Source organism: Devosia sp. CN2-171, from assembly GCF_049354815.1.
GTDB lineage: Bacteria > Pseudomonadota > Alphaproteobacteria > Rhizobiales > Devosiaceae > Devosia_A.
The window spans coordinates 2,190,757-2,203,472 of sequence record NZ_CP186479.1; the positions used below are offsets into that span (position 1 = coordinate 2,190,757).

Genomic DNA, 12,716 nt, shown 5'->3' on the forward strand with positions numbered 1-12,716 from the left:
CCGGCCTGGGGGCATTTGCGAATTGTTCACCATTCCGCGCAACACTCTATTTGCGTTCGAGTACCGCTTACCAGGGTCGCCCCATGTCGTTCCGTACCAGCCTTGCCGTATTGATCACGCTGCCGATGCTGCTGGCGCCTTCGTTCGCCCATGCCGAAAGCGCACCGGTCAGTGTCAAGGTGAACATGGCGCGCATCCTGAGGATCAACGCGCCGGCCTCGACCGTGATCATCGGCAACCCGGCCATCGCCGACGTGACCATCCAGGATCCGCAGACGCTGGTGCTCACCGGCAAGGCCTACGGCCAGACCAACCTGATCGTGCTCGACAACCGGGGCAGCCCGATCGCCGATACGATAATCGAGGTGGTCCAGGACCAGGCCAGCATCGTCACAGTCTACATGGGCGATAAGCGAACCACCCTGTCGTGCGAGCCGACTTGCCAGCCGACGATCATGCTCGGCGACGACAGCGACTTCACCGGCACCACGATCAGTTCGTCGCAGACGATCGCATCGGCGGCACAGCAGTAACCCGGCGTTAAGCACGCGGTCGCATCCCTTCCAAATACTGCCTTCGTACTAACCATTAACTAGGCGGTTGCTTCTAGCTTCGGCGTCGCGGTGGTATGCGGGGCTCACTATGCGCAAACGCGGTACTCTCTTAAGGCGATGGATGACGCCGTTCATACGGCGCGGCCGGCAGTTCGGCTGCGACGAGCGCGGCGTGACGGCAATCGAGTTCGGCATCCTGGCGCTTCCCTTCTTCACCATCATCGGAGCGACCCTCGAGACGGCGATGATCTTCCTCGCCGGCCAGGTCCTCGATAGCGCCGTGCAGGACACGGCACGCCTCGTTCGAACCGGCCAGGCTCAGACCGCGGAGTGGGATGGCGACGACTATCGCGCCGCCATCTGCGACAGGCTCTACGGCATGTTCGATTGCACCAACGGGCCCAACGCACGGATGCGCGTCAACGTCGCCGTCATCGAGGATTTTAGCGAGGCCGCCATCGGCTACCCGCTGGAGATCGATGACGACTGCACCGCCGTCACCTGCGACTGGACGCTGGAATCCGACTACGTACCCGGCGTTGGCGCCGACGTTGTGCTGGTCCGGGCCTACTACAAGTGGCCCACGATCATAAACCTGCCCGGCTTCAACTTCGGCACCCTGCCCGATGGCAGCCGGCTGCTGGGATCCTCGCGCGTGTTCAGAAACGAGCCCTTCGGATGCAGCGATTGCACATGATCCGCAACCGGTGGAAAGCCAGTCTCGGTGACGAACGTGGGGTCGCCGCGGTCGAATTTGCCCTGGTGCTGCCGCTGATGCTGGCGCTCTATCTCGGCTCGGTCGAGGTATCGCGGCTCTACACGGCGGACCAGAAGGTCGCGATACTGGCGAGTTCGATGGCCGATCTTGTGGCCCGCGAGCGGGACACGATTGGCCTGTCGACGCTCAACGACTACTTCGCCGCGGCGGCCACAGTCATGCAGCCGTTCAACACCACCGACCTCGGCCAGGTCGTCTCGATGGTCTCGATCGACGAAGACGGCGCGGCGACGGTGCTGTGGAGCAGGGCTAGCGGTGCCGGCACGGCGCGCGAGACCGATAGTCCGTTTCCGCTCGACGGCACGACGCAGATCAGCCAATTGGCGCAGAACGCTGACGGACTGCTCGTTGCCGCCGAGATCGACTATCCCTACCAGCCGCTCGTCAACTACATCATCTCCGACACGGTCAATCTCAGGCATGTCGAGTACTTCCTGCCTCGCTTCGGGGAAGCCATAGCGCTCGACCCCGATAGCTGAGCTTGCTGTCCGGGTGCGGCCATGCCATAGGCGCGGCCATCCCAGCGACGAGGCAAGTTCCATGACCGATACCCTGATCCCTGTCTTCGACCTCGGCGGGGTGTTCGTCGACTGGAACCCGATGTACCTGTTCCGCAAGCTCTTTCCGAACGAAGAGGAAGCGCAGTGGTTCTGGGACAATATCTGCACCAAGGACTGGAACCTGGAGTTCGACGCCGGCGACATCTTCGCGGAGGGCGTCGCCAAGCTCATCACCCGCTATCCGCGTTACTGGCGCGAGATCCAGGCGTTCGACCTGCGGTGGAAAGAGACGGTGGGCGAGTTCATCCCAGGCACGATCGCCATCCATGACGAGTTAATCGCTGAGGAGATCCCGACTTTCGCCATCACCAATTTCAGCTGGGAGAAGTGGGTCAGCTGCCTCGGCGAATGGCCGTTTCTCGAGAAGTTCGACGGCGTGGTCGTCTCGGGCCTCGAGGGCCTGGTAAAGCCCGATCCCCGGCTCTACCGCGTGTTCTGCGAGCGCTATGCGCTGGCGCCGGAGATGTGCGTGTTCATCGACGACAGCGAGGCCAACGTGATCTCGGCCCGCAAGTTCGGCATGCACGCGATCCATTTCACCGGCGACACTAAGGCGCTGCGGAAGGAACTGATCGGGCTGGGGCTGCCGCTGAAGAAGGCGTGAGGGGGAGCAGGAGGTAGGAACCAGAAGGTAGAAGCTAGCGCGTCCGCGTTGGGGGCGCCCGCTGCGTTCCAGTTTCCAACTTCTACTTCCTACCCCTCTACTTCCTGCTTTTTTGCCTACTTCGTCCCGTACATCCGGTCGCCGGCATCGCCCAGCCCCGGGATGATGTACCCCTTCTCGTTGAGATGGCTGTCGATCGCGGCGGTGAAGATCGGCACGTCGGGGTGCGAGGTGGAGAACTTCTCGATGCCCTCGGGGGCGGCGAGCAGGCAGAGGAAGCGGATGTTGTTGGCGCCCCGCTCCTTGAGCTTATCCACTGCGGCGATCGAGGAATTGGCTGTCGCCAGCATCGGATCGACGATGATGATCAGGCGGTTGTCGAGTTCGGACGGCGCCTTGAAATAGTACTCCACCGGCTGCAGCGTCTCGTGATCGCGATAGATGCCAATATGGGCGACGCGGGCGGCCGGAACGAGATCGAGCATGCCGTCGAGCAACCCGTTGCCGGCGCGCAGGATGGACGCAAAGACCAGCTTCTTGCCCTTGATGGTCGGGGCTTCCATGTGGGTCATCGGCGTCTCGATGGGGACCATCTCGAGCTCGAGATCGCGGGTCACCTCGTAGCACATCAGGTGCGCGATCTCGCGCAACAGGCGCCGGAAACTGGCGATCGAGGTGTCCTTGTCGCGCATGATGGTCAGCTTGTGCTGGATCAGCGGATGGTCGATGACGGTGACGCCGCGCATGCTGGGCCCCTTGGGCTAGAGCGAGATCGGGAAGGTTTGCAGACTTTTCCGGTACGATCTCGCGACAAAAAAAAGACCTAGCACAGGGTGCGATTCAAAGAAGCGCAACCCAGCGCTAGAGGAAGGATTTCCCGTGCGGGCCGGGCGCGAGGCCGAGCCAGCGGGCGATGCTCTCACCTATATCCGCGAAGGTCGGCCGGATGCCAATGGTTCCGGGCGCGAGGGCTGGGGAAAAGGCCAGAATCGGGGTCTGTTCGCGCGTGTGATCGGTGCCGCGCCAGGTCGGATCGTTGCCGTGGTCGGCCGTGAAGATCACGAGGTCGTCGGGACGCAGGGCGGCGATCAGCTCGGGGATGCGATTGTCGAACTCTTCCAATGCCCTGGCATAGCCCGGCACGTCGCGGCGATGGCCGAAATCCTGGTCGAAATCGACGAAGTTGACCATGATGAACGCCCCGTCGGCGGCCATTTCCATGGCTTCGAGGGTGCGGTTGAACAGGGCCATGTTGCCGGTGGCCTTGATCTTGTGGGTGACGCCGTGGCCGGCATAGATGTCCGAGATCTTGCCGATGGCATAGACCTGCCGGCCGGCGGCCTTGGCACGATCGAGCAAGGTCGGCTCGGGCGGGGCGATGGCGAAGTCGCGGCGGTTACCGGTGCGCTTGAAATCACTGGCGTTTTCGCCGACGAACGGCCGGGCAATGACGCGGCCGATATTGAGCGGCGCGGTGAGCTCGAAGGCGGTTTCGCAGAGCTTGTAGAGCCTCTCGAGCCCGAAATGGGTCTCGTGGGCGGCAATCTGGAAGACGCTGTCGGCGGAGGTGTAGCAGATCGGCTTGCCGGTCTTGATCGACTCCTCGCCGAGCTCGGCGATGATGGTGGTGCCGGACGCGTGCTTGTTGCCAAGGATGCCAGGAATGCCTGATTTTTCAATTAGTTGCGCGATGAGGTCGGGCGGAAAGGTCGGCTCGGTGAGGGGGAAATAGCCCCATTCGAAGGGGACCGGGACACCGGCGATCTCCCAGTGGCCAGACGGGGTGTCCTTGCCCTTCGAGACCTCGCGGCCGACGCCGAAGCGGCCGCCCTTCGGCTCGGCGGTGAGGCCGCGCGGCACTGTGCCGGTCGAGAGTTTTGCCGCGGCGCCGAGACCGAGCGCATCCAGATTCGGCAGTGATATCTGATAGTTGGCGGCGATGTGACCGAGTGTGTCGGCGCCGGTGTCGCCATAGTCGGCAGCGTCAGGGGCGCCACCGATGCCGAAGCTGTCGAGGATGCAGAGGATGGCGCGCGGCATCAGGGAGCTCCGATCCGGTCGGCGATGAGGGGATGCGACGGGGCAGGACCGTCGGAGATCGTGTAGGCGGCAAGCAAGCGATAGGTCGCGTCTGCTGCCGTATTTTCATCCCGTGCATGAACGCGGCACAACACAGTATGAACGTCGGTTTTCGCCCCAATACCAAGGATTCGGTCGAATCCGACGGCATGGTCGATGCTGTCCGTGGGGAGGCGCCGGCCACCACCGAGGGCGACGACGCCCATGCCGACACCACGCGTGTCGATGGCGGTGATGGTGCCGGACGATGGCGCGAGAATATCACGCACGATAGGCGCAGGGGACAGGTGGGCGTCCATGCGCTCGACGAAATCGGTGGGGCCGCCGAGGCCGGTGACCATTTTCGCGAAGTGTGCCAGCGCCGCGCCGGAGTCGAGGGCCTGGTCGACCGCCCGTAGGGCCCCCTCGCCGCGCCCGCAGAGCTGCAGCGCCGAGACGCAGAGGGCGATGGTAACGGCATACAGCCGTGGGTCGCGGTGCTTGCCGCTGAGGAAATCGACGGCATTGCGGATCTCGAGGGCGTTGCCCGCGGCGGAGGCGAGCGGCTCGTTCATATCGGTGATGAGCGCCGCGGTCTTGAGGCCCGCGCCGTTGGCGACGGAGACGAGGCTATCGGCGAGGGCGCGCGATTTCTCCAGGGTCGGCATGAAGGCGCCCGAGCCGGTCTTCACGTCGAGGATCAGGGCGCCGAGCCCAGCCGCGAGCTTTTTCGAGAGGATCGAGGCGGTGATCAGCGGGATGGACTCGACGGTGCCTGTGACGTCCCGGATCGAGTAGAGCACCTTATCGGCCGGAGCGAGGTCTGCGGTCTGGCCGATAATGGCGCAGCCGGCGTCCTTCACCACCTTGCGGAAGAGAGCGTTGTCCGGGCTCGTGGTGTAGCCGGGGATGGAATCGAACTTGTCGAGCGTGCCGCCGGTGTGGCCGAGGCCGCGGCCCGAGATCATCGGCACGTAGACGCCGCAGGCAGCGAGGATAGGCGCCAGCATCAGCGAGGTGTTGTCCCCTACCCCGCCGGTCGAATGCTTGTCGGCGACCGGCCCATCGAGATCGGACCAATCGAGCACGGTACCCGAGTCCCGCATGGCTTCCGTCAGCGCCACGCGCTCGGGCGTGGTCATGTCGCGGAAGAACACCGCCATGGCGAAGGCCGCCGCCTGGGTGTGCGACACGGAGCCGTCGGTCAATCCGGCGATAAAGCCAGAAATTTCTTCGGTGGAGAGAGCAAGACCATCGCGCTTGCGCGCAATGATTTCCTGAGGGAGCAAGGTCATGGCGCTGTTTTGCGCCGCCCGCCGGGGGGTTGGCAAGGTTTGGATTGCCGCCGTACCACCCTGCCGGCCCGATACTCAGTTCATGACGTAGAGGAAGTGCTGGCGGGCCAGAGCGGCGGCTTCGCGGTCAAAGGTGCGGGGCACCACGAACAGCGCCTGACGCCCGTGCTTTTCCACAGGCGCCACGAAATCCTCGACGACATGGTACCAGGGCCGGTCGGCATAATCGTCGAACAGGATGTGCGTTCCGGCCGCGCCCGTGAGCAACGAATGCAGAAACGTACAGACACGGAAGCGGCCGTCGATGAGCACGACATCCGGTTTGACACTATCGGACCAAACCGCCTGGATGTAGTTCGCGAAGCGGTCGCGACGCGCGTAGGTCTTGGGCCACCCCCAGTCCCCAATAGGGCCCAGATCAACCCAGGTCGCATGTAAACGCGTGCGGTCTGTGGCCTTCGATACTACCTCATCCACCCATCTGACGGACGTATCGACTGCCTGGACAGTCACCCGGGTGTTGGCCAGGGCCCAGAGCGTGGAAGCTCCCATGCCGTACTCGCCATATACCGAAGCATCGGCAAGGAGGCGGGCGAACATCTGCCCGTCCCCGTCGAACAGCGACGACATCGACTCGTTGTTATTTTGGGTATGCGCAGCCTGTGGCAAAGTACTATGACCTTGAAATCGTTCCAGAATCTGCGTCCTCGACAGGGATATACCCTGTACCAACCGAGTCAATCAGCCAGGGACTTTCTCCGAACTGTATGGCGCGCCCGGCTGGTTCGGTCTGGCTGACGTTGTCGGCGTTGGAGGCCGTGGGCGTTACGCCAGGCCAGCGGCGAGGGAGAGTTCTCCGCCACGCAGCTGGAGCGCGTCCTGGCTGGGCGATGTGCCGAACTGGCGGCGGTATTCGCGGCTGAACTGGGAGGGGCTGTCATAGCCGACGCGATAGCCGACACCGGCAACGTCGTTGGGTGAGGCGGCGAGCAACAACCGCGCCTCCTGCAGCCGCATCTGCTTCTGGAACTGGATCGGGCTCATCGCCGTGGCGGCCTGAAAGTTACGGTAGAAGGCGGATGGGCTCATGCCGCAGATGTCGGCGACATCCTCGACGTGGAAGGTCTTGGCATAGTGCTCGCGGATCCAGCGGACCGCCTGTGCGATGCGGCTCAGATTGGACCCGGCAAGGCCGAGCTGGCGCACGGTGGCGCCCTGCTCACCGACGATCAGCCACCACAGGATTTCTCGCTTGATCAGCGGCGCCAGCATGGCGAGGTCGCGCGGACGATCGAAGAGGCGGAGAAGGCGGAGGACGGCGTCGAGCAATTGCACCGGCGCCTCGCTGACCATGATCCCTGATGGCGGGGTGCCGCGGCCATCCGGCATGGCGGCGGCGCCCCCCTGCAGCAGCAACTCGGCAATGGCGGCGGGGTCGAGCAGCATGCCGAACCCCAAGGCAGGGCGATCGGGCCCGGCATCGAGGAACTGGCCGGTGACGGGCAGATCGAGGGAGGAGACTAGGTACTGCCCCGGGCCGTACTCGTAGACCCGATCCCCCAGCGCCAAACGCTTCCTGCCTTGCGCGACGAGGGCCATGACGGTGCCGGACATAGAAGCCTCGAGGGTCGAGACTTCGTCGCGGGCGATCATCACGCCTTCGACCGGGGTGCTCATGTCCGGGCGGACGTGACGTTCGATCAGGTCGCGGAGTTCCTCGATGATCATGGTTTGCCTCCTTCTGCCGTTGTGCAGGCGTAGCAGGCAAGCGTCACGATGCCAAACAATTCTCTTGTGAATAGTAGGATCGTGCAAGCGATTGCGACTGCGCGCCTAACGCTGGGGTCGCGTCGTGTGATCATCTCCTCGGCATCGGTGAGCGACAGAGCCACCCGCAATGACAGGAGATTTTCGATGACCATGACGCACGGCTTTCACGCCGCCATCCCCGCCAGGCCCGGCCAGGGCGACGCCCTCGTCGCCCTGCTGCTCGACGCACCATCGCTGAGCACCGAGGACTGCATCGTGTTCCTCGTGGGCCGCTCTGCCAGCAACCCGGACCTGGTGTTCGTCACCGAGGGCTGGGTGAACGAGGAGGCGCACGGGCGCTTCTTCAACAGCGAGGTCGCCAAGGCCTTCACCGCCCGGGTGCAGGAGCTGGTGGGCGGCGAGAGCCAGTATGCCGACGAGGTGCCGGTCGGCGGCAAGGCGGCGATCTAGTCACAGAGCTGGGGGCCGCCCCCTCCACCAGCTTCGCTGGTCCCCCTCCCCCCGCTGCGCAGGGGAGGATGAAGAGGCGGCATCCCTTCCCTCACACAACAATCCGAGACCGACGCGACCGGCTTTGCCGGCGACGCATGAACTCGCCCTGAAATCCAAAGGAGCCTGAAATGATCCTCCCACGTCCCTCAATCGATCCGGAGCTGGCTGCCGGGCTGGCGCAGATGCCGCTGGTGGCGGAACTGACGCCGGACATCCTGCAGCAACTGCGCCAATACAAGGTGCCGGCCGAGACGTATCTCGAAGGCCGCGCCATCGAGCGGCGCGAAGCCAGCATCATGGCGGCAGACGGCACGGCGCTGGCCGCGACCATTCTCCGCCCGGCTGATGCAGCTGCGGATGCACCGTGCATCTACTGGATCCACGGCGGCGGCATGGTGCTGGGCGACCGGTTCGCCAATCTCGACATTCCGCTCGACTGGCTCGCCGCGTTCGGCGCCGTGGTGGTGACGGTGGACTACCGGCTGGCGCCCGAAGTCAGCGGCACGACGCTGGTGGAGGACTGCTACCGGGGCCTCGAGTGGGTGGCGGGGCATGCCGAGGAACTGGGCATCGATTCGTCGCGGATCGTCGTCGCCGGGATCAGCGCCGGCGGCGGGCTCGCGGCGGGAACGGTGCTGCTGGCCCGCGATCGCAGCGGCCCTGCCGTCGCAGCGCAGGTGCTGATCTGCCCGATGCTCGACCACCGCAACATGACGGTTTCCAGCCGGCAGTATTCGGGCGAGCCGGGGTTGTGGACGCGCGAGTCCAACGCCTTCGGCTGGCGCGCCGTGCTGGGAGGCGATGGCGCCGAGGTGCCGGCCTGTGTCTCGCCGGCAATCGCGACGGACCTATCACGCCTGCCGACCACCTATATCGACGCGGGATCCGCGGAAGTGTTCCGCGACGAAGTCATCGAATATGCGAGCCGCATCTGCGCGGCGGGCGGACAGGCCGAGCTGCATATCTGGGCCGGCGGCGTGCACGGTTTCGACGGGTTGTTTCCCGAGGCCCGTGTGTCCCTGGCGGCGCGCCGCGCCCGCACCGATTGGCTGGCTCGCGTTCTCGCCTGAGCCGCCGACATCAATCCCAACCCAAAGGAAAACAAGATGAAGACCGTGCTGATCACCGGCGCGTCGTCGGGCTATGGCCTCGAGACCGCGCGCTACTTTCACACCCAGGGCTGGCGGGTTATCGCCACCATGCGCCGGCGGCAGGAGGACATCCCGCCCAAGTCGGACCGCATGATCGTGGTGCCGCTCGACGTCACTGACGCCGGAAGCATCGCCGCCTGCGTCGAAGCGGCGGGACCGATCGATGTGCTGGTCAACAATGCCGGCATTGGGCTCGCCGGCGTCTTCGAGGCGACGCCTATGGCCGAGATGCGGCGGATCTTCGAGACCAACACGTTCGGTGTGATGGCGATGATCCAGGCCGTGCTGCCGGGGCTGCGGGCGCGAGGGGCGGGCGTGGTGGTCAATGTCACCTCGAGTGCGACGCTGGCGCCGTTTCCGCTCGCAGCGATCTACACGGCCAGCAAGGCGGCGATCGAAGGGCTGACCGGCTCGCTGGCGCTCGAGCTTGCGGCCATCGGCATCGACACCAAGCTGGTCGAGCCGGGCTACGGGCCGGACACCCGCTTCAGCGCCAATTCAGGCATGCCGGTCGCCGAGCTGATCCCGGAGGCCTATGCCGCGTTCACCCAGCCGATCTTCGAAGCATTCGGCCAGCCGCCGCAAGTGTTCACTACCGCCACCGATGTCGCGGAGACGGTGTGGCGGGCGGTTCATGACCGGTCGGGCCAGCTGCGGTTTCCCGCCGGTCCCGATGCTGTGGCACTGTGGGAAGCGGCTGGCGGCAGATAGCCGAATTCCCTAGGGGGCCTGGCTCAAGCCCCGTAGGGAATCCAGACGTTCTTCACCTGGGTGGCGCGGCGGAGGAAGTAGTCGCCTTCGAACTTCTGCTTGTCGCTCAGGTCGTAATAGAGGCCGCGGCTGGTCCAGGTTTGCTTGACGTTGCCGGCGCTGGCGGCCTCGACCATCTTCGAGGTTTCGGCATCGCCGGCGAACCAGATGGCGTCGATGCCGTCGTGCTCGGCAAGGGTCTTGGCCAGCACCTTGCTCTCGCCGGTGACGATGTTGAGGACGCCCGAGGGGACGTCGGAGGTTTCAAGCACCTGGTAGAAATCGGTCATCGACAGCGGCGATTTCTCGGATGGGACGAGGACCACGGTGTTCCCCATGGCGAGGGCCGGGGCGACGAGCGCGATGGAGCCGAGCAGCGGACGGCTCGGCGGGGCGAGGATGGCCATGGTGCCGAGCGCTTCGACCATGGCGGTTGCCACCATGCGCTGCGGCGGGTTGTGCACGGCGCCATCGTATTTGTCGGCCCAGCCAGCGAAGGCGAAGAGGCGCTCGACCGATGCGGCAACTTCCGATGCACCGTCCTCGCCGGTCTGCGCCTTGATGCGGGCGGCAAACTCGTCGGCGCGGTATTCGAGGTTTTCGGCGAGGAAGTAAAGGATCTGGGCGCGGTTGTGCGCGGACGTCGTGGACCAGCCCAGCGCGGCGCGAGCGGCTTCGACGGCGTTGCGGATATCCTTGCGGTTGCCGTCGCCGACTTCGCCGACGAGCGCCCCGGTGGGCGAGAGCACGGGGCGGGAATAGCCGGAATCCGGACGGGCCTGCTTGCCGCCGATGTACATCTTGGCGGTCTGATCGATTGAGCCGATGTCGTCGAGCGGGTTGGCGGACTTGGCTGCCTTGGGTGCTGCGGCGACGAAGGGCTTCAGCTCCTTCTCCCAAGCCGGCTTGAGATATGAAGCCATGCCTTCCCTGCCACCCTCCCGGCCGAAGCCGCTCTCCTTGTAGCCGCCGAAGCCGACGGCGGCGTCGAAGTTGTTGGTGGAGTTGATCCACACGACGCCGGCCTTCAGCTTGGGGGCGATATCGAGGGCGAGGTTGACGTTCTCGGTCCAGATGGTGGCGGCGAGGCCGTAGCGGGTGTTGTTGGCGAGCGCCACCGCCTCTTCGGGCGTGCGGAAACTCATCTCGACCAGCACGGGGCCAAAGATCTCCTCGGACGCCACGGTGTTGGCGGGGGAGACGCCGGTGATCAGCGCCGGGCGGAGGAAACAGCCGCCGCCGGGGGGCAGGTCGATATCGGGCTCGTAGAGCTGGCCGCCTTCGGCAATGCCCTTCTTCACCAACTCGGTGACGCGGGCGACCTGCACCGGGGCGACGAGGGCGCCGATATCCACCGCCTTGTCCAAGGGATCGCCGACGCGGAGGGTGGACATGCGCTTCTTCAGCTTTTCGAGGAAGCGGGTCTCGATCGATTCCTGCACGAGCAGCCGCGAGCCGGCGCAGCAGACCTGGCCCTGGTTGAACCAGATGGCATCGACGAGGCCCTCGATAGCGCTATCGATGTCGGCATCGTCGAAGACAATGTAGGGCGACTTGCCGCCGAGTTCGAGGCTGAGGCCCTTGCCGGTGCCGGCCGTGGCCTTGCGGATGATCTTGCCGACCTCGGTCGAGCCGGTGAAGGCGATCTTGTCGATATCGGGGTGGCTGGTGATGGCGGCGCCGGTGTCGCCCTCGCCCGTGACGATGTTGACGACGCCCTTGGGGAGTTTTGCTTTTTCACAAATCTCGGCGAACAGAAGGGCCGTGAGCGAGGTGAACTCGGCCGGCTTCAGCACCACCGTGTTACCGGCGGCAAGCGCCGGGGCGATCTTCCAGGCGAGCATCAGCAGCGGGAAATTCCACGGGATGATCTGGCCGCAGACGCCGTAGGGGACGTGATCGGGGAACTCGCGCTCGCGGTGCTGGGCCCAGCCGGCGTGGTGGTAGAAATGGCGGGCAACGAGCGGGATATCGACGTCGCGGCTCTCGCGGATCGGCTTGCCATTGTCCATGGTTTCGAGAACGGCGAAGAGGCGGCTGTGCTTCTGGATGAGGCGAGCGATGGCATAGAGGTACTTGCCGCGCTGGTAGCCGGAGAGCGCCGACCATTTCGGGAAGGCGGCGCGGGCGGCTTTGACGGCGGCGTCGACGTCGGCGGCGGTGCCGTCGGTGATTTGCGCCAACGGCTTGTTGGTCGCCGGGTTTTCGGTGGCGAAGGTCTTGCCGGGCTTGGTCCAGGCGCCGTTGATGAAGTGGCCGAAGGTGTTGTCGTGCGCGCTCAGCCAGGCGAGGGCAACGTCCGGGCTCTCGGGGGCCGGGCCGTAGTCGAGGGAGGTGAAGATTTCGGCGATTTTGTTCATTGTGTTATCCCTCAGACTTGGTCAGTCACGGCGCGGGGGCTAGTTTGCAGATGATGATCAACGAGAGCGAAACTGAGATCGTTGGCCGCTGGCTCGCGAACGAAGGCCATGTGACGGCCGATGCCAACTGCCAACGTATCGACCAACTGACCACAGGGTATCTGACGCTGCTTGGACATGACGCCAGCGGCTGGCAGGCACTCTATCGCGATCCTCTCGACGGCAGGTATTGGGTGAGGAGCTATCCGACGAGCGGACAACACGGCGGCGGTCCTCCGGAACTGCGACACACCTCCCTACAAGATGCGCAGAAGCTGTTAGGTATCGCGGTCGGCTAGCCACGC

General features: G+C 64.9%; 14 protein-coding genes. 8 read left to right on the forward strand and 6 right to left on the reverse strand.

Annotated elements, in window-relative coordinates; all coding sequences use genetic code 11:
• Nucleotides 1–83 precede the first annotated feature (83 nt).
• The 4 genes from ACOYW5_RS10820 to ACOYW5_RS10835 all read left to right on the forward strand — a co-directional run bounded on the left by ACOYW5_RS10820 (nucleotide 84) and on the right by ACOYW5_RS10835 (nucleotide 2,496).
• Nucleotides 84–533, forward strand: coding sequence for a pilus assembly protein N-terminal domain-containing protein (locus ACOYW5_RS10820; protein WP_423069259.1), 450 nt, complete (start codon nucleotides 84–86; stop codon nucleotides 531–533).
• Between the two features lie 142 nt (nucleotides 534–675).
• The gene (locus ACOYW5_RS10825; RefSeq protein ID WP_423069260.1) at nucleotides 676–1,251 is read left to right on the forward strand and encodes a TadE/TadG family type IV pilus assembly protein; all 576 of its coding nucleotides are present in this window, start codon (nucleotides 676–678) and stop codon (nucleotides 1,249–1,251) included.
• The gene (locus tag ACOYW5_RS10830) at nucleotides 1,233–1,811 is read left to right on the forward strand and encodes a TadE/TadG family type IV pilus assembly protein (protein WP_423069261.1); all 579 of its coding nucleotides are present in this window, start codon (nucleotides 1,233–1,235) and stop codon (nucleotides 1,809–1,811) included. Before ACOYW5_RS10825 ends, ACOYW5_RS10830 begins: the two co-directional genes overlap by 19 nt.
• A gap of 61 nt (nucleotides 1,812–1,872) precedes the next feature.
• Entirely contained in the window at nucleotides 1,873–2,496 is a 624-nt protein-coding gene (locus tag ACOYW5_RS10835; RefSeq protein ID WP_423069262.1) for an HAD family hydrolase, read from the forward strand.
• Nucleotides 2,497–2,612: 116 nt separating this feature from the next.
• Here ACOYW5_RS10835 and upp read toward each other — a convergent pair whose 3' ends face one another.
• The 5 genes from upp to ACOYW5_RS10860 all read right to left on the reverse strand — a co-directional run bounded on the left by upp (nucleotide 2,613) and on the right by ACOYW5_RS10860 (nucleotide 7,577).
• A complete protein-coding gene (gene upp, locus ACOYW5_RS10840) occupies nucleotides 2,613–3,242 on the reverse strand; it encodes a uracil phosphoribosyltransferase (protein ID WP_423069263.1) in 630 nt (209 codons plus the stop codon).
• Nucleotides 3,243–3,357: 115 nt separating this feature from the next.
• The gene (locus tag ACOYW5_RS10845) at nucleotides 3,358–4,536 is read right to left on the reverse strand and encodes a phosphopentomutase (RefSeq protein WP_423069264.1); all 1,179 of its coding nucleotides are present in this window, start codon (nucleotides 4,534–4,536) and stop codon (nucleotides 3,358–3,360) included.
• A complete protein-coding gene (gene deoA / locus ACOYW5_RS10850; protein ID WP_423069443.1) occupies nucleotides 4,536–5,843 on the reverse strand; it encodes a thymidine phosphorylase in 1,308 nt (435 codons plus the stop codon). Before deoA ends, ACOYW5_RS10845 begins: the two co-directional genes overlap by 1 nt.
• Before the next feature lie 81 nt (nucleotides 5,844–5,924).
• Nucleotides 5,925–6,479 carry a hypothetical protein gene (locus ACOYW5_RS10855; protein ID WP_423069265.1) on the reverse strand — a complete coding sequence of 185 codons (555 nt, stop codon included), beginning with the start codon at nucleotides 6,477–6,479 and terminating at the stop codon, nucleotides 5,925–5,927.
• Between the two features lie 195 nt (nucleotides 6,480–6,674).
• The gene (locus ACOYW5_RS10860; protein ID WP_423069266.1) at nucleotides 6,675–7,577 is read right to left on the reverse strand and encodes an AraC family transcriptional regulator; all 903 of its coding nucleotides are present in this window, start codon (nucleotides 7,575–7,577) and stop codon (nucleotides 6,675–6,677) included.
• Between the two features lie 186 nt (nucleotides 7,578–7,763).
• Between ACOYW5_RS10860 and ACOYW5_RS10865 the strand changes: the two genes are divergently transcribed.
• From ACOYW5_RS10865 to ACOYW5_RS10875, 3 genes are all read left to right on the forward strand, one after another.
• The gene (locus tag ACOYW5_RS10865) at nucleotides 7,764–8,069 is read left to right on the forward strand and encodes a putative quinol monooxygenase (protein WP_423069267.1); all 306 of its coding nucleotides are present in this window, start codon (nucleotides 7,764–7,766) and stop codon (nucleotides 8,067–8,069) included.
• A gap of 170 nt (nucleotides 8,070–8,239) precedes the next feature.
• Complete coding sequence (locus ACOYW5_RS10870) at nucleotides 8,240–9,181, forward strand: alpha/beta hydrolase (protein WP_423069268.1); 942 nt, start codon at nucleotides 8,240–8,242, stop codon at nucleotides 9,179–9,181.
• 36 nt (nucleotides 9,182–9,217) lie between these two features.
• The gene (locus tag ACOYW5_RS10875) at nucleotides 9,218–9,973 is read left to right on the forward strand and encodes an SDR family oxidoreductase (RefSeq protein WP_423069269.1); all 756 of its coding nucleotides are present in this window, start codon (nucleotides 9,218–9,220) and stop codon (nucleotides 9,971–9,973) included.
• A 23-nt stretch (nucleotides 9,974–9,996) separates the two neighbouring features.
• Here ACOYW5_RS10875 and ACOYW5_RS10880 read toward each other — a convergent pair whose 3' ends face one another.
• Entirely contained in the window at nucleotides 9,997–12,372 is a 2,376-nt protein-coding gene (locus ACOYW5_RS10880; protein ID WP_423069270.1) for an aldehyde dehydrogenase family protein, read from the reverse strand.
• A 50-nt stretch (nucleotides 12,373–12,422) separates the two neighbouring features.
• On the opposite strand from ACOYW5_RS10880, the gene ACOYW5_RS10885 reads away from it, so the two are divergent.
• Complete coding sequence (locus ACOYW5_RS10885; RefSeq protein WP_423069444.1) at nucleotides 12,423–12,710, forward strand: Imm27 family immunity protein; 288 nt, start codon at nucleotides 12,423–12,425, stop codon at nucleotides 12,708–12,710.
• The last annotated feature ends 6 nt before the right edge of the window (nucleotides 12,711–12,716 follow it).

Coding starts and splice junctions, on each gene's coding strand:
- ACOYW5_RS10820 (WP_423069259.1), top strand. CDS start 84: ATGTCGTTCCGTACCAGCCTTGCCGTATTGATCACGCTGCCGATGCTG.
- ACOYW5_RS10825 (WP_423069260.1), top strand. CDS start 676: ATGACGCCGTTCATACGGCGCGGCCGGCAGTTCGGCTGCGACGAGCGC.
- ACOYW5_RS10830 (WP_423069261.1), top strand. CDS start 1,233: ATGCAGCGATTGCACATGATCCGCAACCGGTGGAAAGCCAGTCTCGGT.
- ACOYW5_RS10835 (WP_423069262.1), top strand. CDS start 1,873: ATGACCGATACCCTGATCCCTGTCTTCGACCTCGGCGGGGTGTTCGTC.
- upp (WP_423069263.1), bottom strand. CDS start 3,242: ATGCGCGGCGTCACCGTCATCGACCATCCGCTGATCCAGCACAAGCTG.
- ACOYW5_RS10845 (WP_423069264.1), bottom strand. CDS start 4,536: ATGCCGCGCGCCATCCTCTGCATCCTCGACAGCTTCGGCATCGGTGGC.
- ACOYW5_RS10855 (WP_423069265.1), bottom strand. CDS start 6,479: ATGTCGTCGCTGTTCGACGGGGACGGGCAGATGTTCGCCCGCCTCCTT.
- ACOYW5_RS10860 (WP_423069266.1), bottom strand. CDS start 7,577: ATGATCATCGAGGAACTCCGCGACCTGATCGAACGTCACGTCCGCCCG.
- ACOYW5_RS10865 (WP_423069267.1), top strand. CDS start 7,764: ATGACCATGACGCACGGCTTTCACGCCGCCATCCCCGCCAGGCCCGGC.
- ACOYW5_RS10870 (WP_423069268.1), top strand. CDS start 8,240: ATGATCCTCCCACGTCCCTCAATCGATCCGGAGCTGGCTGCCGGGCTG.
- ACOYW5_RS10875 (WP_423069269.1), top strand. CDS start 9,218: ATGAAGACCGTGCTGATCACCGGCGCGTCGTCGGGCTATGGCCTCGAG.
- ACOYW5_RS10880 (WP_423069270.1), bottom strand. CDS start 12,372: ATGAACAAAATCGCCGAAATCTTCACCTCCCTCGACTACGGCCCGGCC.
- ACOYW5_RS10885 (WP_423069444.1), top strand. CDS start 12,423: ATGATGATCAACGAGAGCGAAACTGAGATCGTTGGCCGCTGGCTCGCG.